Source organism: Paenibacillus sp. 1011MAR3C5, assembly GCF_003591485.1.
In the GTDB taxonomy this organism is placed as follows: Bacteria; Bacillota; Bacilli; order Paenibacillales; family Paenibacillaceae; genus Pristimantibacillus.
On the sequence record NZ_QZCF01000002.1, the window covers coordinates 63,816 to 82,668 of the forward strand.

The following is an 18,853-nucleotide window of genomic DNA, read 5'->3' on the forward strand; positions in this document are numbered from 1 at the left end:
GACTAATAGAGACAACCTATTCGGCAATATGGTCAAGGAGGACTATCATGAATCTACTAAAAAAAAGCTTTCAATATACGGTTTTGTTTACTTTGTTTCTCTCGCTCTTGCTGGGCTTACGTCTGCCAAGCGCGACAGCTGCCGCCGGCGGCGCTGCACCGATCGATGCCGTACTGGTCCTTGATGTGAGCTATTCGATGGACAGCAGCGACCGGGAGAAGATCGGCAATGAAGCGATGAAGATGTTTATCGATATGCTGTCCGAGAAAGGGGACCGCGTCGGAGTCGTGGCGTATACGGATAAAATTCAGCGCGAGAAGGCGCTGCTTGAAATCCGCTCTCCGGAGGACAAACAAAACTTAAAATCATTTATCGACCAGTTGAATCGCGGCTCCTATACGGATGTATCCGTAGGTCTTAAGGAAGCGGTCCAGATCTTGAAGGACGGGGCGGCTGCCAACGCCAATCGCGAGCCGATCATCATTCTGCTGGCGGACGGGAACGACGAGCTTGATCCGAAGTCCGGCCGCACCGAAGCGCAGTCGAACGAAGAGAGGGAGCAGGCGGTACGCAGCGCGAATGACAACGGAATCCCGATTTATACGATCGGCCTGAATGCGGACGGGAAGCTGAACAAGGCAGCGCTTGAGGAATTGTCGAAGGAGACGGGCGGCAAGTCGTTTGTTACCGATTCAGCGGATGACCTGCCTCAAATTCTTAGCGAAATCTTCGCCAGCCATCTAGAGCTGAATATTGTACCGGTCAACTCGTTCACCGCGAATGGAGACTTCCAGGATGTGAAGATCACCGTTCCGAACAGCAATGTGCTTGAAGCGAATATCTCCATTATGTCTTCCAAGCCGGTCGAGGCGAAGCTTGTCGATCCATCGGGCAATGCCGTAGCGATTCCGTCAGACGAGGTTGTACTGGCTACGTCCAAGAGCTACACTTTACTTAAGCTGATCAAGCCGGTTCAAGGCGATTGGACGTTGAAGATCAAAGGCGTGGATCAGGATAAAATTGATATTAATCTGATTTTTAATTATGACTTGACGCTAGAGCTGGAGCCGCTTGCCACGACGAATTATTCCAAGGGCGATAAGGTTAAGCTAAACGCATTTTTGGCCAGTAAGGGCCAGCGATTGAGCGATGCGGAGCAATACCGCAACATGAACGCGGTTATGTTCGTCAAAGACTTAACGACCGGCAATTCCGAAGAGGTAGCTATGAAGCTGGATGGCGACCATTTTGCCGGTGAATACAAGATACCGGAGTCCCGGGACTATGAGATTATCGTAAGAGCCGAGGAGCAAAGTTTTTTCCGGGAGAGTGAACCGATGACCATCTCGGCATCATCCGGCGGTACAGGCGGAACGGCAACTCCGGCGGAAGAGGCTGATGATAAGCCGTTCCCGATCTGGACAGTTGTCATCGCAGCCGTCGTTGTCCTGGCGCTGCTTGGTGCGGGATACTGGGTCTGGGGGATGATGAAGGAGCGCAGCCGCGGCTTCGTAGGACAGATGATTATTGAAATCCGGGATGAGAATACAGGGGACAAATCCTCACCTCAATACAAGCGGCTAAGCCACTTCAAAGGCAAGTTTCAGCTGCATCAGCTGCTTCAGCTGGCACCGGAGCTGAAGGAAACGGAGAAAATCGTGTTCAAGCCGGCGAACAAGGACCGAATCGCATTGATCAATGGTTCTTTGTGCAAGGTGGAGAAGTCCGGCCGTGCGGTTGGCGACGGGCGCCAGCTGGAGCTGCAGAGCGGCGACCGCATTACGGTATCGTTGACGCAAGTAGATAAAACGATCTATATCGAATATCTCGTATAACCAATCGGGGAGGATCACTATGAAACCAATCGTAAGAGAACATATTCAGCAACTCGACGTTTCCCTCGGAGGAGGGATCGTCAGCGAGAAGATAAGAGTCGATACGATCGACAATCCGATTCTCATTATCGGTCTGGGCGGTACCGGCATTGATGCGCTGCTTCGCCTGAAGTATCAGATTAACCGCCGCTTCAAGCTGCCTGAAGACCCGATTTCCAAGCGAAAGCGCGACAAGCCGGATAATGTGGAGTTTCTCGCATTCGAGACGAACGAGCAGGATCGCAACAAAAAGTATAAAGGCATTGGTCTTGATCCAATCAACGAATTTGTGCTGCTGTCTAATGCGGAGGTAGGCGGACTGCTGCAGAACCGCAGTATTCTGGAGCCGTACATTACGGATTGGCTCTCGCCGGAGCTCAGCATTACAGACGGCATGAACGGTGCGGCAGGCGTGCGCCAGGCGGGCCGACTGCTGCTGTTCACCAAGATTAATCAAGTGGTGCAAAGCATCGACAAGAAGATCAAGACGCTCTCTGTCGGCACCAATAAGAAGCTGATGGTGTTCCTGCTGACGGGTTTGTCCGGCGGTACCGGCAGCGGAACCTTCCTCGATATTTCCTATATCGTAAGGGGGATTATTGAGCGCGATCATGGCGCGGCAGGTATCGATCGCGTCAATACGCTCGGTTATTTGTTCACGCCGGACATCAATCTGGCGAACAAGAGCCTAAGCGACCATACGCGGGAATATATTAAGAAGAACGGCTATGCCGCATTGAAGGAACTGGATTACTGGATGAATGTCGATGCGAGAGGCGAGCGCTTCAAGCAGCAGTACGGCAACATTTTATCGGTCAACTCGCCGCTGCCTCCGTTTAATCTATGCCATCTGATCTCGGCGACGAATACGGAAGGCAAGCTGCTCGACAATGCCTACGACTATTGCATGAACGTGACAGCGGAGAACATCACCAACTTTATCTCAAGCGAAGAGAAGCAATCCGGCGAGGAATTCGCGATCCATGACTATATCAGCAACATCCGGACGAATATTGCGCAGATGAACAAGATTTATCCGGCGAATTACGATTACAACATTATCGGCGCTTCCTCAGCGGTGCTGCCGATCGAGGAGATGACGACTTACCTGGCGTACCGCCTGTTCCAAAAGATGGAGGGCATGTTCCGCAAGGCGCCGTCCCAGGAGGATGTCGAGAAGTTCGTACATAAGCTCGGCATTGACCTGGATTCTATGATGAGAAACTTCGACTCCCGCGTGCCAGAGCCGCTTCCGGGCTTCGAGCATAGCGAACGGCTGAACTACAACAACGTGATCAAGATGCAAGCTGTCAATATGGATACCGAGCTTGAGCAAAACTTCCTGGCGAGAGCGCGGGAGGAATATATTAAAGCGAAGAAGCAGCTGCCCGGTGAGGTCGTGAGCAACTTCAATGAGCAGATTCGCCGTATCTTCCTTCATCCGGAGCAAGGGCCGTTCTATGTGTCGCGCCTGCTCTATACAGACAAAGGCTTCTGCCTGCTGAAGATGCTGCTGTCCTATATTGAATCGCTGCGCGAGAATCTGCAACGACTGCCGCGTGAGATTGAGTCAGCTCGCGAGCAGGCCGAAGAGCGGATGGGCGATGCGAAGAGCGCCTTCGTATCGAAGGATAAGAAGAAAAACAATTATATTGAAGCAAAAATCAATGAGTACTGGCTCCGCGCGGATATCGAGCGGATGGAGCAGCTAATCGAGTTCTATGAGGACCTGCATGAGCTGTTGAATGCCGAGAACAACCGGATTTATAACGTCTATACCGAAATTTTGAATGTGCTCAATACCATCTTTGCCAAAAACGGCGAGATTCTGACCAGCGGAGATGAGCAGGGCGATCATAAAGGCAACAAAACCTACTACTGGAACATCGTCAGCGTACCGGATATCTCCCATGTCATTGGCCGTGTAATGGACAGCAAGGACGGAGATGATCTGATCCGTGACTTTACCCGCGAGCTTCTAGAGCATTCGAATTTGTGGGTGAAGGAGCAGGATATTGATATCGTTGGCTCCATTTCGGAGTTTTTGACTGACAAATTCGGTGATCTGATTACGAAGTCGATGGAAGAATTCCTGGTCATGAAGTATGGCGACGATGAATCGATCGAGAAGTTTGTGGAGCGTCATATTGCCAGTAAGCTGGACGAAGAAGCGATTCCGGTCTTCCATTTAAGCAACAGCTCGGGCAATCTGCATGTTCCTTCATGGGGCTTTGTCTCCGTGCCTGTTCAAGCGCCAAGCATTCTGCGCGGCATCCGCAACTATCAGAACAGCTCGATCGGCAAGTCTCACTTCACGATCAAGGAAAGCGAAGTGCGCAACCGGATCTTCTGGCTGAATACGCGCAACGGTGTGCCGCTGTTCGTCTATACCCCGCTGAAGGTTTACGAGGAGAGCTATGAGCGTACGATTCTGGACAAAGAGGGAATCGGACGCCATCTTGTGCAAAGCGACAAGGAGAACTGGACCTACTTGCCTTCGCCTATACCGGAGAAGTCATGGGGCGAGACTTATATCAATCGTCGTGTACAAGACTACAACGCCAGAATTCGCGAGGAATTTGCCAAGGCTGTCGGTTTCGGCATCATCGTGGAGAAGGGCATCGACAATCCGCTCAGCAACCGGTACAGCGTACGGTATACACAGCCATTCCAAGTGTCTGACGTCCTGAACGCCTATGCAATGCAACTGGATAGCGCAAAGCCGAATATGGGCGAAGTGAAGCGGGCGTCTCAGGAGCTGAAGCGACTGCTGTCCGGCGGATTGGAGCTGGAGCTCGCCAAGGATATATTCGGAAGCTATTCGGATGAGCTTGCCCAGGAGAATTTGATCCGGTCGCCGCTGCAGCTGCGCCGTGTGCGTGAAGAGCTGGCGAAGATGGAGTCGATTGCGTCCGCCATTCAGAAGCTGGATGAGGTGCTGCTCCAGCAGGAGAGCGAGGATAAGTGGTTGCAGCAATTTATTGATGCGCTGTACACCGATACGATCTGCAAGCGGGGGGCTTTGTATGTCTATGACTGCGATGCCGAGGAAGAAGCATGGGCGCCGTTCGCCAATCTGATGAAGGGCAGCAACTATATTGAATATGAGGTATTCGAGCATTTCCGCAGTCTGGATGAGAAGAGCCTCGCCACTTTGCTGCGCAAAGCGGGACGCCGGGTGAATGAACTAACATCCAATGAAGATACATCCGCGCTTGTCGCCAAGCTGGATGAGCTGTTCAATGTGTTCCTGGATGCGCGCGAGCGTCTGGAATACGAGAAGATCGAACTGGCGAACGGCGAAGAGCTTCATCAGTTTTATAAGGGAATGGCTTCCAAACTACATGATATTCGCAGAAAGCTGAAGTAAGGATGAGGGAAATGGTAGAGCAATTCGCAGCCGACTATTCGGCAGCCGAGCAGAGCTTGAAGGGGACGGAAGACGATCAGAGCAGCATTCATTACCCGACTGTGTTTTTGTATATTGGGGATGAGACAGAGCAAGCGATAGAACCGATGATGAAGTCCAATGCGCTGAGATGGGCGAACCATGCTGGAGTGGTGTACGGCCATGTATCCAGCGGCTCAAGCGCCCGCGACGGAACGGCTGCGAATCTCTTTACCATCCCGCTGGAGGGGCTTGCGCCGCAAGGAGAGGAGAAGCGGCAGATTCGGACTCGAATCGGAAGCGGCTTCCACCAATCTCCAGAAGGACTGGGGCTGCTGAACCGCGCCCTGCGCCAAATGAATGACACGATTGGCGATTACGGTCGCATGTATGCGTCGTTCGACCGTCTTCATCTGGCGGTCATTACACGGGCTGACGATCCGATGAACATACTGGTGCCGGATATTGCGCTGCTCGCGCAATCAATCTTCGGAACGTTGTTCAAGTCGGTCCAGATGGATTTGTTCGTTCTTCTCCAGGAACGGGAGCAGTCCGATTCGTACGGCTATGCCGCTGCAACGGGCATCAGCTTTCTCCGTGAGATTGAGCGGTTCCAAAGTCCGGACTTTTGCTACCGTGCGCCGCTTCTGCTGGCAGGCGACGGACTGACGATTCCGGTCGAACATCAGTCGGCGCCGCTTTTCGACCTGGTTTATCTGCTGTCGGACCGGAACGAGAAAGGCATGACTCCCTATAACGGGATGGAGCAAAACTACGAGATTATTTGCCGGATCATGCTGCTCAAAAACCGGGGTCAGCGTGAAGCGGATTTGCATTATAATGGCGAAAGCTACAATAATATGTCCTTCAAGCACAGTCTGATCTCGGAATCCGGCAGGCTGGGGCTGGTCTCGGCCGGACTAGCGAAGGTGCAGCGACCGTCTTATGCGATCGCGCTGACGGTGCTGTACCATCTGTTCGACCAAGTGATTGTGCGCTTGCAGTCCGGGCCGGAGCTGAGCGCGGCGGATAAACTGCGGTTTTTCGGAGTAGATGCCCCATCGCTGTCGGCTCGGAGCAAGGAGAGGATGCCGCTTCCCGACCGCTTGGCGGATATGAGAGGGCTCATTACAAGTGGCGTGCGCTACGACGAGCTTCGCGGCATGTCCTTGTCCCAAGCCGAGCATGCATTATACGGAAGCAGCTGTGAAAGCTTCTTCAACCAGCATTTTGTACAGAATGCCAAGCTTCAGCTTGAAGGTCTCGATGTAGCCGGAGCGTTGAAGCGTACACTGTCCCGCAGCATGGCTGAGGAGCCTCGAATCTCGTTCTATCATTTATATAAGTGGACAGACGACAGCCAAGGCAAAGGCGAAGTCATAGGCGCAGTGCAAGAGAAGATCCGCGAGCTTACCCGCTCGATAGACGATCTTCAGGAGGAGCTTGTGCAGCTCTATGACAGCCGGGTGGATGACCTGAAATTTCAGCGGGTGCCATTCATGGACAAGCGCAATATCCGCGCTTTCACTCATGCTTTTCTGGGGCAGGTATACGGCTTGCGGTATGAGAGGCTGAAGCTGGAGACGGAGCTCGTGATATATCGGCGTTATGCGGCAGAGCTGGAGCAATTGAACCAATGGTACCGGGTCCGGATCGAGCGGCTGCATGATCTTCGGGCACAGCTGAAGACGAAGGCGAAGCAAAGCATCTCCCTCGGCGACGATTATATCGGGCAAAATGTATTTGATTATTATGAGCGGGTTACCGCCGATGCCCTTCGTGAGCTGGAGGAGAAACGCGGCGAATCCGTTTTGTTCGAAGAACGGTACATCGGCAATGTCGCGGAGCTGCTGGAGCAGGAAGAGTCGGTTTTCATCGAGCGGCTTATTGTTGTCTGCCGGAGGGATATTCTAACGACCAGCCGGTTTGCTCTGTCTTTCGAGGAAGAATTGCTGCAACGCGCGAACGTATCGGTCTCCTATACGAACCGGCAAGCTTTGCCGAAGGAGGAGCTGTTCGAGCAGTTGTACCGTATGCTGGAGGAGCATGCATCGATCCATATTCGGCTATTCGATTACACGCACAAGCATCGTTATGAAGAGAAATACTTCATCGGCGACCGGAGCAGCGAGTTCATCCGGTATGCCTTCAGCATGGATGAATCGTCACGGATTCATAAGCTTGGATGTTTGCATGAGAATCGAAGCAGCGGCGTAGAGAAGCTTCATTTGATGGGCGGCTTCCATATGGAGGATATGATGTATTACCGTAATGCAAAGTCATATTATGACGCTTATGTACAGGATGGATACAAATTCCATGCTGCCCAGGAATCAGAGCTGCCCACGCTTCGTTAACCGGGTAAGAAATGTAGATGTATTGCTAAGGTGAGAGGGTGCTGTCCGTATGCAACGGAAAATAAATATGCTGCTTCTGCTGTTCAGTTTGATAGGCGCAGCTGTCGGCTTTGCGATAGGCGAGGTTGTGCTGCGTGCATTGCCGGAGACATGGCCCAGTTATGTTATTATTGGCGTTTACTTCGGTATACTGGCTTTAAGCGTTGGCCTATTTTGCCTAATTGCGGAGCTGATGTCGCCGAGCTTGAATGGACATTCCTGGAGGCAGCGTTATACCGATTTATCCTGGAAGCTGCTTGTTCCGGCTACGCTTGTGCTGTTATTCGTGGTTGGCGGCGCGCTGCAGTTTGTATATGGACTTGAATTTGGCGGGACGAAGAAGATTCGGGATATCGTGCTGGTTATCGATAATTCGGGCAGCATGACAGAGACCGATCCCAATAATGACCGTTATAAAGCTGCCAAAAGCCTGATTGCCGAGATGGATAAGGACAAGCGGGTGGCAATCGTCTCCTTTGCCAATTCGGCTCAATTGATTCAGCCGATGGTGAATGTCGGAGCCAGCTCGCAGAAGTCGGCTGTCTATGACGTTATCGATGCAATCGAACCGACGGAAGAAGGGACGAATTTCTACAGCGCGCTGACGGAGGCACTGCGGGTCATTCAGGCTGATCGGGGAACGATGGTAATCTTCATGTCCGATGGCTTCAGCGATTCCAACATAACGGAACAAATGGATCAATTCAGAAGCAAAGGCATTGCGCTTCATACCATTGGGCTCAAGATTGGTTACGATCAGGGAACGCTGTTGCTCAGAGACATGGCGGAATCCACCGGGGGCACTTATTATGACGTAGAGCAGTCCGACGGCTTGTCGACGGCGTTCCGTTCGATCTACTTGACGATCGATAATCGTTCGCTGCTCTCCATTAATCCGAATGCGCTGGAGGAGCCAACGATCTACAAGGGCATTCGCTTGTTGTCGTTTGTGCTCATCGGCTTGGCGCTGGGCATCGGGCTAGGCATCATGTTCGACAACCGCTTTCTTGCGCTTAGTTTCGGAGCGGGCGGTGTCGTCGGCGGATTGACATCAGGCCTGATTCTGAATGCGGGGCTGTCCGGAGATGCCTTTACAGACGGCTTATTCCGATTTATCGCGCTGCTCGTGCTTGCTGCGGTCATTGCCGTGTTCACGCTCGTCATTCCTATCGGCGAGAAGACGAACGCCCGCCGAGGCCGGGAGAATGCGGCGGCAAGCCCAAGAGAGGGTAGCGGCAGAAGCCGGAATAGCCGCAGCAGCGGATTTTAAATGAAACGAGGGGATGAGAACCTTGCAGTATAAAGTCGCAGAAGAAGGCTCGCCCCTCATTACGGGACTTGCGAGAATGATCGAGGAAGACCGCTGTACGCTGCGCTGGATATGGCCGGCGGGAGTTGAGGCGGTCTATATCGGCCAGCGGCTGATAGATGATGAGGATGTATCGGAGGAAGACGAGATTGGAAGCCTCCGGTTGTATACGAAAGCAGAATATAAGGCTAACAACGGCTATGTATGCAGGCTCGATCGTGCCCGAATGTACCGGTTTACGATATATATTCTGATGGAACGGGAAGAGGGAGCTATTCTGCTGAAACAGCGGGATGGGGAGAACCGGATGGAAGTGAGCGCCCACAGGGCGAAGATCTACTATTCCGTATCGGAGAGATCCGGTCTGTTCCGCAAGCATAAGAGCATCCAGATCGAAGTGAGGACGGAGGTAGCGCTGGGCAGCGATGTCCTGTGCTACGTGAAAAAACAAGGCGGATTCCCCGCTAATCGCGAGGATGGACTTATGTATCCGTTCGTTGCTCCGTTCTCCGCGGGAAGGAACGTACTGCCTCCCATCGAAGTCGACAAGCAGGATCATATTCGGCTGTTTCTGGCCGATGTGAGGAAGCACGGACACTTATACGAACTGATAGCCACAACATAAGGAAGGTTTGCTCTGCAAACCTTAGCTTATGCTTACGATGCAGGTTTGCTCTGCAAACCTTAGCTTATGCTTACGATGCAGGTTTGCTCCGCAAACCTTTTAGGAGGGAAGCGTCATGGGCCTATTGGATTTATTTAAGAAGAAAGCAGAGAGCAAGCCGAAGCCGTTATTCTATGACATTGTATGTCCTTATTGCTTCAGCAAGTTTTCGCCGGATGAGGTTGTGTTCCGCGCGACCCATTCCCGTGAGGATGACGAGGATTACGCGCTGGGTGAGGACGAGGAGCTGAACAAGTACCGGGAGCGCTTCGGCCTGGATTCCGTCTACGATATCGAGGCGGTCATTCACCCTGTGGATGTGCCTGCCGAATCCCATGTCTATTCCGATCATGTCTTGATCGGTCTGCATGACCGATACGGCGAGCTGACGCGCAGAAGGCTATGTCCGAAGTGCCATAACGAGCTGCCAGTAACGGCAGGCAAGGTGCCGAGCAACATTATATCGATTATTGGCGCCTCGCAAGTAGGGAAGTCGGTCTATATGACGGCGCTTATTCATACGCTGCAGCATACGACGGCCGATCATTTCAATGCGGCGTGCATGCCGCTGAATGCGGAGATTAGCCGCAAGTTCCGCACGAATTACGAAGAACCTCTGTTCGAGCGCGGAGATCTGCTTGCTTCGACCCAGAAGGAGAAGATGCAGGAGCCGTTTATTTTCCAATTTGTATTCAAAGACGAAGAGAAGCCGCCGCTCACGCTTGTGTTCTTCGATGTGGCTGGCGAAGGCATGGTTGAGCAGGATTATCTGGGGTTGCACGGCCAGCATATTAAAAATTCGGCCGGTATTCTGTTTATGGTCGATCCGCTGCAAATCCGTTCCATTCGGGAGAAAATCCGCATCAAGCACGGCGACAAGCCGGGCGAGTGGGTTTCCCAGTACGATGAGCCGCGCGATGTAGTGCTTACGATGTTTGGCGACTTTATTGCGTACCAGGATAATGGCAAGACAGATATTCCGACAGCTGTTGTATTGACCAAAAGCGACATGCTTCATTCCCTCAAGGATGAGGACGGCGAATATATCAAGACCAACAGCAACATCTTCAACAACATGGTGCACCGCAATTATTTCAACCTGACCGAATTCGAAAATATAGATGGTGAAATTCGCCGCTTTATCGAGAAGGTAGACCGGCCGTTCAAGGGCACGATGGATGTATATTTCAAGGAAACAGCCTATTACGCCGTATCTGCGCTTGGCAGCAATCCGGTTGATCAGAAGCTGCAGACGGTCGTGAGCCCGATTCGGGTCGATGAGCCGTTTATTTGGCTGTTGTACAAGCTGAATTATATTGAGGGGAGAAGAGAATAGTGACAGAACATACGCCCCGCTTATCGATTCAGCAGCAAATGTACACCCGGGAGCGGCGCGGCATATTCCGTACGACAGAGGGGTATGACACGATCGCGAAGTCCGGTGGCCTGGACCCTTCTTTTGTGAAAAAAACGCTGCATCCATTATGCGTTTACGACTCTCCCGCAGAGCTGACCGCAAGCGGCGAAAAGAACAGCGACGCTTATCCCGAAGCCATGCACCTTCTGCATCTGGAGCAAGGTGAGACCGTCATTGGGCGAAGCGTGTTTCGCGAAGCCGACTTCACAGGACTGAGGAGCACCTTTTTCACTCATCATTATGTGATTCCCGCCGGTTATAAGGAAGATCCCGAGCAGGAATACAAGAGCTGGCTGTCCGCTTTATTCGAGGACAGCTATCCGCTTGATAATGCGGCTGAACTGAACGAGCTATCCCGGCTTCCTTTAGCCGCCCCTGCAGCACGGAATTTATCCGCAAGCGGGCTCCTGACGGAGCTGGGGATGCAAGAGCGGGAATTCAAGGCGCTGCTGCATGCGGTTATGATTTCCCTGAGCAGCAAGAAGAAAGTGTATATTGCGCTACCCGTACCGATCGCCCAGCTTCCCGAGCGGGCCAAGGGACTCCTTGGGGTGCTCTACAGTTGCTTGCCGTACGCATATCGCAAGAGACTCGGTTTTCTGACTTATTCCAAGGAGCCTGCAAGCCGCAAAGGCATTCATCTCACTTTTGTAGAGTCTGGCAGTCTGCGAGCGGGTGACCGGGAGATAGAAAAGGAGTTTGTATTCGATCTGCCAAACGGGCGGATTATGAACGTAGATTTGGAAGGGCTAGATCAGCCGTATTTGAATATGGCATGGGCTAATCTGGACAATCGCGAGGCGCTGGAGCGGTTTTTTCGGTTTGCGGACGTTACGCTTAAGGGCATGGATACCGACAAAGCGCTAGCTGTCGCAAGCTATCATGAATTATGGGTGATGCATGAAGCAATTGAAGGCAATGAGGCTTTGCTGGAACAGCATCAAATTCCGGTATTGAGCAGCGCACTTCAGTATTTGGCTGCGCCGGACGCACTGGATACAAAGATGGAGCTCAGCGATTTGCTAATGGCAAGATTCGATCTTGAATACGATAAGGTGAGTCAAGGCGGGGTCCCTGATGAGGCGATTCTGTCGATTTTCATGGATTATTACAGACTGGTTGGCAAGCTCATCGAAAATAAGCTGGTCGGCTATCTGATCTATGCCATCTCCAACGCCAACAAAAACGGAGATCAGGAAGCGGCAGCTTCCTTGTATAGAAGAGTTGAGCGCGAGGCTGCTCTTGGCAAAGCCTTTTTTCATAAAATTATTGCGGGGCCGCGTTTTGCGGAAGGTCTGTTTTTTCCATACTTGCAAGCTACCTTAAAATCAGTTCCGCTTCGGAATATCATTCCTACGATAGTCGTATGGGGCGACGCTTATCCGAAGGTATACGACTATGACCAGCTCTATACCCTTGCAGCTGTCCTTATTCATGAGAAGCTGTCCAGAGAGCGCTATTCCCTGGGAGCTGTTAACGCTCTATTCGAGCAGACGAATCAACTGGCGGCAGCAGCGGGGCATGAACAGGCAGGACATGGCGCACAGAACCTCGGCAGAGAGCTGGAGCGGGATGTCTACCAGACGCTGCTGAAGAGAATGGAGCCTGAGCGAATGACCCGGGAGGAGCTTCTGCAGGCCAAGTTTCTAAGCGATTCCCGTAGGATGCAGCGTTGGAATCATGAGCTTAGCGATGCCAATCAGTCCGCAACGGCCCGCATGTTGCATGTTCTCTTTCAATGGCTGATTATGAGGAATGCGAATGAGGACTTATGGGACAGCTTGTCCGCCCAGGAGCTGATTCGGGTGCAAGGGATCGGGCGCGGCCTTTTGGCAGAAGGACTGAAGGAAACGGATTTCCCAGAGCTTGTGACAGCTTTTCTGCGCGGCTCCCAATTTGATATGGTCGACTATGACGGATTGATTGATTTCTTGCATCATCAATGTCCACTGAAGGAGACGATCTACCGTTTTTTCCTGTGGTCGGAGACAAATCCGTATTTTCATGGGGGAAGAGGCCTTACAGCTGCCTATCGATCTGCCATTATACGCTACTTCAAGGAATACGATCCCGCTGCGCTCAAGTCGAGAGAGAATTGGAAGCATTTCTTCGACCAAAGCGGGGACAAGCTGCAAGCCGTTCTGAAGCAAGCGCAGTCCGAGCTGTCTTCGCCGCTTGCGCGATTGTTTCGCCGCAATCGGAAGGGAACGCTGATCATGTCAATCGTTGGGCTGGGGATTGTTCTGGTCGTATCAGGCATTCTGCTATCGTCGGGCGGCAAGGGAAGCGCGGACCCAGAAAAGGCGGAAGTGCCTGAGACATCGTCGACCCCGACTCCCGATCCTACGATTGAGCCAGGTGTTGTCGAAGAGCCGGAAATGATCGTAACCATTGAGCAGCTGGAAGCAGCAGAGGGGCAGCCGGCATCCACTGCGGTTAAATTCCTGTTCAAGGATGAGGCAGCCTGCTCCGGGTTTGCGCCGAAGTCATTGAAGATACAGGCGCCACTCTCGGATGCCGTTACCTATTCCGAACTGGAGCGAGTCCCGTCTTGTACCAGCATCCCATCACCTTCACCGGACTCGACAAACTCTCCGGCTGGATCGACTGCGGGAGCGAACAATGATATTCCGACTACGGATGAATTGGATGAAGCGGCTTCAACTTCCAATCCGGATTCACCCGTTTCCTCCGAGGGGGGAGGAACGTCGGGCGGTCCGGCAGGTTCGGTGCCAGAGAAGACCTATCCCTATCATGTTGCTATATCATTAGGGCAGCAAGTTGATATTCCGGTTAATAGCACGATCTGGGTTGATGACTCCGAAGTTGCACTGGTTGTGAAAGAGCGATAAGGAAGTACTTCTTAGATGGATTTATATTGAATAGGGTTTACGCGGATGAGCCGGCCATGGTCAATTAGACCAGGCCGGCTATTTCTTCGGGGCTGAATGAATACGCTTGACCGCATGCATGGCATACGAATTCGATTGATTGGCGGTTCGCGCAAGCTACCTTCAACTCTGTGATGCCCAGTGAATAAAGCATAGGATAAAAGACAGGCTTTGAACACTCGCAAAACAATTGCAGCGTGTTCGTGCTCATCACTTCAATATCTTCAAATAACAAATTTGGAAGGACTTCAATGGTATCATCGTTCAAGCAGAAAGGTGCTTGTCGCTCCCTTTCAATTACCGCTTCTTTGATCTGGCGCAATATGGATGGCGGTGCGCCCGGCAGTAGCTGAGCTGCGATGCCGATGCTTCTCACCACTTCGTTTTCTTCATTAATTAGAAGCAAGCTCCAGAAGTACGAAGGGATTTGTTCGCTTTGATGAAAGTAGTGGCCGAAGTTATCGCTGAGCTTGCTGTAAGGCATATCGGTAATACCTGTAAAAGCGAGATCCATTCCGATGTCCTTCACCATTTGTATGCAGGCGCGCTCGCCAATCAGCTGCTCCATTGTGGTAATATCCGGCATCCCCAAGGCTCTATCAAGCAACTCCTCACTTACATAACCGCGCACATTCCCAGTCCAGTCCGCATCCGCGAATATAGCAAGCGATGGTCTAATGCCTTTCACCTTGATACTCAATTGCGCGATCATGTCCAAGAAAAATTATAGCGATAGCCGGTACTGGCCAACCCGTATCGAGCCAGCGGCTCTTGAGTGTAATGCAGATGACCAGACTGCTGAACAGCCCGCATTTTGACTCTGAACAGGCAGAGAGATTGAAGGGGCAATTCCAGTTAAACCGTATGGATGAGCTGGCTCAAGTCAATTTGGAGGGCAATCAACTGATAACGGAATTCCGGGAGATGCTGCGGATAGGGAAAGAGCCTGATGATCCCGCCGTTCAAGGGTTGGCCAAGCGCTGGAAGCAGGAGATTGAACGATTTGCGCCTGTGGATGATGAGTTTGTCCGATCGGCGGAGAGTTATTATAGCGAGAATCCGCTTGAAGCTGCGCAATACGGGATGGATGGAGAGCTGTATGCCTATATCAAAAAAGCAGTTGCTCTACTATGAATGCAACTAGCTGCCAGCAGGGTTTTCTGTTGATAAAGCGAAAGGACCTCATAATCCGCCAAGCGGGAATGAGGTCCTTTTTCATTGATGAGGTTGTGAAGGTTAGGCCGCCACATCGCGCTTGGTGAACAGAAGCCAGGCGATGATCTGGAACACCACATAATAAGCGGCAAGCATCATGATGGAGAAGCCCATCGTCATCTCTGGACGAAGCGGGGTTCCGCCTTCAAGATATTGCGTCAGATCGATGTTGGAGAAGAGCAGGTACTTCGACCAACTGTAGCCGCTCAAGAGACCCGACAGCGTATTGCCAAGCAGCATGAACAGCAGCGAGAATGCAATAGCCATGGACGAGCTGCGGAATGCGGACGAGATCATAAAGGCCATCGTCACATACATGATCAGCGACACCACGGAAAATCCGTAGGTTTGCAGCGTGTCCAAAATCATGGAGCCTTCTTGTACAACGCCGTTTTGAACCGTCAGCAGCGGCAGATTGACACCATCAAAACCTGCCAGTATTCCGCCTGCCGCGAACGAAGCGGCGAAGCAAAGGATGAGCAGCAGGAGCGCAAATCCAAGCGTGGCAATATATTTGCTCAGCATGATTTTCGATCGGGAAGCTGGACCAACGAGCAGCAGCTTGATGGTGCCCCAAGAGAATTCAGCGGCAATCATATCCGCCGCTATCACGACCGTTAATATGGTGACGAGCATAATCAGATTGGAGGCGCTGCTGACATAGCTCCATAACGAGAGCTGATGCGGATTGATGTCATGCTCCAAATAATATTCATTCAGCTTGATCTGTTCGGTCAGATAGGCTTTATAATCCTTGTCCATCTCCCCGGTTTCGGCCAGTTGCTGCTGCAAGCTAATAGTATGCTGTTCCAGCTGCTGCTCCCAGTTGGAATGGTCGATTCTGGACTCGTCCCATCTCATAATGCCGCTGAGCAGCGCGATGGCAAGAATAAGAAATCCGATCATGATCCATGTGCGGGAACGGCGATATATTTTCATATTTTCGTTGCGAGTGAGCTTGGATAGGCTAGACAATCATCTCACCTCCCGTAATTTCAAGGAACTGATCTTCAAGCGACTTCTGCACGGCATGAATGCCGAACACCTCGATCTCCGACGCTACGAGCAGCTTCGTAATATGCGGAATAGCTGATTTGTCCGCAATAAGCTCCAATTGATTGCCGGAGACGATCAAGCGAGAACCGTCCAGGGCTGCTGTGAGCAGCTGCTCAGCGGCTGCTGCATCGCCAACCTCGATGACGATTTTGGTTTGCGCTTGGTTCCGGGCTTCCTGAAGCGAGCGAATGTCGATCAGCTTGCCCGCTTGAATAATGGCAACCCGATCGCACATCAGCTCCATCTCGGACAGGAGATGGGAGGAGACGATGACGGAGATGCCTTCTTCTCTCGTCAGCTTGCGCAAGTAATCGCGAAGCTCGCGGATGCCGGCGGGATCCAGTCCATTCGTCGGCTCGTCGAGAATAAGCAGCGACGGGCGATGCAAGATCGCCTGTGCGACGCCGAGCCGCTGGCGCATGCCAAGGGAGTAGCGTTTCACTTTCTCATGAATCCGGTTCTGCAGTCCCAGCAGCGTTACGACTTCATTGATTCTTTCTTTGGTAATGCCGTTATGGCGGCGTGCATAGTGAATCAGATTTTGATAGCCCGTCAGAAACTTATACATTTCCGGGTTCTCGACAATTGCACCCACATGCGTCATCGCGAGTTCGAAGTGCGAGCGTACCGATACGCCCTTGATCATGGCTTCACCCTTGGACATCGAGATTAACCCGACGATCATACGGATAGTTGTTGTTTTTCCGGCGCCGTTAGGCCCTAGAAATCCGAATATTTCCCCAGCGGGAACATCGAATGAGAGATTATCGACTATTTTTCGCATGCCGATCGTTTTGGTAAGATTGCGAAGCTGCAGTACGGCTTCAGACATACGTGTAAACCCCCTAATATTGTTCTTCAGTAGTTCACTATACCGGATGTAGTCCTCTTGCGTAATAGACCTTTGATTAGGTTTTCCCCCTGCTTAGGTCGGGGTACAGGGTTGGAGCTGGGATTTTATGCAAGGAATGCAGATTGGGAATCCGTGGCAAAATGACAACAACAAATGAAGGATAAGCGGGTGACGGTTATGAAAGCATTATCGGTCATTGCAATGATTATGCTCCTATTGGGCTGCCAAAGTCCGGCGCCGAAGGAGCAGGATTTGCTGCATGTGAAGTCGGCTTCCGGGACGAAAACGAAAAAGGTCATTATGCTGGTTGTTGATTCGCTCATGTCTCAAAGCATCGAGCGCGGCATTCGTTCGAACCAGCTTCCCGCCTTTCAATATCTTATAGAACATGGTCAATATTATCCGGATCTGATCAGCTCCTTTCCTACGATGTCGGTTACGATTGACAGTTCGCTGCTGACAGGAGCCTATCCCGATCAGCATCAAGTGCCTGGACTGGTGTGGTATTCTTCCGAACAGCGGAAGCTGATCAATTACGGGACAGGGCCGATGGAGGTGCTGCGACATGGCATTAGCCCTGTACTGGCAGATGCGTTGATTCATTTGAACACCGACCATTTGAGCAGCAAAATGACGACTCTGTATGAAGATCTGGAACGGCTCGGGTACAAAGCGGGTTCCGTTAACGGATTGATTTATCGAGGAAAAAACAATCATGTGTTGTCCATTCCGGATTGGGTGCAAGCGGCTTCCTCACTGCCCCCGGAAATTGCTGTGAAGGGGCCTTCGTTTATGTCGCTAGGCGTGTTGTCCAATCCGCTTAAGGATGTTGCGGATTTGCCAGAGGGCATCGCCGGTCGATTGGGTCTGAACAATGAATATGCCATCGAAACAGTCAAATATTTGGTCCGCACTAAGGCACTGCCTGATTTTTTGTACGTGTATTTGCCCGATCTGGATCAGAAGCTGCATCAGAAAGGCCCTTCTGAGCTAAAAGGGGTAATCAAAACGGACCAGCAGTTATTAGAGCTGCTTCAAGCCTTTGGTTCTCCGGAGAAAGCGTTGGAAGAGGCGGTTATTATGATCATCGGGGATAGCGGCATGACTCCTATACGGACTGCCGAGAATCATCCAGTGATCGAATTGCCGGCGCTTCTTGGGGATATGAACGTCTTGAAGCCGGGGGGAAGCGTCGATGAAGACACGGAGGTCATTCTAGCGGTGAATGAAACGATGGCCTATGTGTATCCCGTGAACTCGAAACAATCGGCAGAAGGGCTGGCCCGTCGCATTGCGGCCGATTCGCGTATCGACTTTGCAGCCTGGAAGGAAAAGGAATGGATTCATGTCGTCCAAGGGGAAACTGGCAAGCAGCTTGATTATCGGGCTGATGGCGGCTTGACCGACCCCTACAAGCAGAGCTGGTCGATCCAAAACGACGGATCGGTGCTTGATCTTCAATTAAATAAGCGCAAACATACTGTGGCATACGGACAGTACCCTGACGGATTAAGGCGGCTATCCAGCGCATTGAACTCCCATTCCGGCAGCTATATCGTTGTCACGGCGAAGCCGGGCTATGAGCTGGCCGATCGAAGCTCGCCTACGCATAAGGGCGGGGGAGGACACGGGGCGATGCGCCAGATGGAATCGCTGGTTCCCCTCATCATTAGCGGAACCGACCGAAAGCCCCGGAAGCTGCGTATCGTCGATATGAAAGCCTATTTGCTGAATCTTGTAACGAAGCAGGCTCTGGACAAATGAATGGGAGATAATGAATGTGTATGTTT

The 18,853-nt window shown here is 51.9% G+C and carries 12 protein-coding genes; 9 read left to right on the forward strand and 3 right to left on the reverse strand.

Annotated elements, in window-relative coordinates; genetic code table 11:
* The first annotated feature begins 47 nt into the window (after window positions 1-47).
* From D3P07_RS05195 to D3P07_RS05225, 7 genes are all read left to right on the forward strand, one after another.
* Complete coding sequence (locus D3P07_RS05195; protein WP_119799052.1) at window positions 48-1,835, forward strand: vWA domain-containing protein; 1,788 nt, start codon at window positions 48-50, stop codon at window positions 1,833-1,835.
* Between the two features lie 19 nt (window positions 1,836-1,854).
* Window positions 1,855-5,244 carry a tubulin-like doman-containing protein gene (locus D3P07_RS05200; protein ID WP_119799053.1) on the forward strand — a complete coding sequence of 1,130 codons (3,390 nt, stop codon included), beginning with the start codon at window positions 1,855-1,857 and terminating at the stop codon, window positions 5,242-5,244.
* An 11-nt stretch (window positions 5,245-5,255) separates the two neighbouring features.
* Window positions 5,256-7,619 carry a transcription initiation factor TFIID gene (locus D3P07_RS05205; RefSeq protein ID WP_259391369.1) on the forward strand — a complete coding sequence of 788 codons (2,364 nt, stop codon included), beginning with the start codon at window positions 5,256-5,258 and terminating at the stop codon, window positions 7,617-7,619.
* Window positions 7,620-7,668: 49 nt separating this feature from the next.
* Complete coding sequence (locus D3P07_RS05210; protein WP_119799055.1) at window positions 7,669-8,928, forward strand: vWA domain-containing protein; 1,260 nt, start codon at window positions 7,669-7,671, stop codon at window positions 8,926-8,928.
* Window positions 8,929-8,950: 22 nt separating this feature from the next.
* Window positions 8,951-9,592: a beta-mannanase gene (locus tag D3P07_RS05215; RefSeq protein ID WP_119799056.1), complete on the forward strand. Its 642-nt coding sequence runs from the start codon at window positions 8,951-8,953 to the stop codon at window positions 9,590-9,592.
* A gap of 115 nt (window positions 9,593-9,707) precedes the next feature.
* Window positions 9,708-10,967: a TRAFAC clade GTPase domain-containing protein gene (locus D3P07_RS05220; protein ID WP_119799057.1), complete on the forward strand. Its 1,260-nt coding sequence runs from the start codon at window positions 9,708-9,710 to the stop codon at window positions 10,965-10,967.
* Window positions 10,967-13,900 (forward strand): GAP1-N2 domain-containing protein, encoded by a 2,934-nt coding sequence (locus D3P07_RS05225; RefSeq protein ID WP_119799058.1) that lies wholly within the window; start codon window positions 10,967-10,969, stop codon window positions 13,898-13,900. The genes D3P07_RS05220 and D3P07_RS05225 overlap by 1 nt, the downstream gene beginning before the upstream one ends.
* Before the next feature lie 64 nt (window positions 13,901-13,964).
* Here D3P07_RS05225 and D3P07_RS05230 read toward each other — a convergent pair whose 3' ends face one another.
* Window positions 13,965-14,651, reverse strand: a complete 687-nt coding sequence (locus D3P07_RS05230; RefSeq protein ID WP_147384483.1) for an Hsp33 family molecular chaperone HslO — start codon at window positions 14,649-14,651, stop codon at window positions 13,965-13,967.
* Window positions 14,652-14,725: 74 nt separating this feature from the next.
* Between D3P07_RS05230 and D3P07_RS05235 the strand changes: the two genes are divergently transcribed.
* Entirely contained in the window at window positions 14,726-15,073 is a 348-nt protein-coding gene (locus D3P07_RS05235) for a TipAS antibiotic-recognition domain-containing protein (RefSeq protein WP_182914188.1), read from the forward strand.
* Between the two features lie 102 nt (window positions 15,074-15,175).
* Here D3P07_RS05235 and D3P07_RS05240 read toward each other — a convergent pair whose 3' ends face one another.
* The gene (locus D3P07_RS05240) at window positions 15,176-16,129 is read right to left on the reverse strand and encodes an ABC transporter permease (RefSeq protein ID WP_119799061.1); all 954 of its coding nucleotides are present in this window, start codon (window positions 16,127-16,129) and stop codon (window positions 15,176-15,178) included.
* Window positions 16,122-17,042 carry an ABC transporter ATP-binding protein gene (locus D3P07_RS05245; RefSeq protein ID WP_119799062.1) on the reverse strand — a complete coding sequence of 307 codons (921 nt, stop codon included), beginning with the start codon at window positions 17,040-17,042 and terminating at the stop codon, window positions 16,122-16,124. Before D3P07_RS05245 ends, D3P07_RS05240 begins: the two co-directional genes overlap by 8 nt.
* Before the next feature lie 198 nt (window positions 17,043-17,240).
* On the opposite strand from D3P07_RS05245, the gene D3P07_RS05250 reads away from it, so the two are divergent.
* Complete coding sequence (locus tag D3P07_RS05250) at window positions 17,241-18,827, forward strand: alkaline phosphatase family protein (RefSeq protein WP_119799966.1); 1,587 nt, start codon at window positions 17,241-17,243, stop codon at window positions 18,825-18,827.
* Window positions 18,828-18,853 lie beyond the last annotated feature (26 nt).

What these genes read in the sequence shown, in the direction of transcription:
- D3P07_RS05220 (WP_119799057.1), top strand. Translation starts at nt 9,708, where the DNA reads ATGGGCCTATTGGATTTATTTAAGAAGAAAGCAGAGAGCAAGCCGAAG.
- D3P07_RS05210 (WP_119799055.1), top strand. Translation starts at nt 7,669, where the DNA reads ATGCAACGGAAAATAAATATGCTGCTTCTGCTGTTCAGTTTGATAGGC.
- D3P07_RS05200 (WP_119799053.1), top strand. Translation starts at nt 1,855, where the DNA reads ATGAAACCAATCGTAAGAGAACATATTCAGCAACTCGACGTTTCCCTC.
- D3P07_RS05205 (WP_259391369.1), top strand. Translation starts at nt 5,256, where the DNA reads ATGGTAGAGCAATTCGCAGCCGACTATTCGGCAGCCGAGCAGAGCTTG.
- D3P07_RS05195 (WP_119799052.1), top strand. Translation starts at nt 48, where the DNA reads ATGAATCTACTAAAAAAAAGCTTTCAATATACGGTTTTGTTTACTTTG.
- D3P07_RS05235 (WP_182914188.1), top strand. Translation starts at nt 14,726, where the DNA reads ATGACCAGACTGCTGAACAGCCCGCATTTTGACTCTGAACAGGCAGAG.
- D3P07_RS05230 (WP_147384483.1), bottom strand. Translation starts at nt 14,651, where the DNA reads ATGATCGCGCAATTGAGTATCAAGGTGAAAGGCATTAGACCATCGCTT.
- D3P07_RS05250 (WP_119799966.1), top strand. Translation starts at nt 17,241, where the DNA reads ATGAAAGCATTATCGGTCATTGCAATGATTATGCTCCTATTGGGCTGC.
- D3P07_RS05245 (WP_119799062.1), bottom strand. Translation starts at nt 17,042, where the DNA reads ATGTCTGAAGCCGTACTGCAGCTTCGCAATCTTACCAAAACGATCGGC.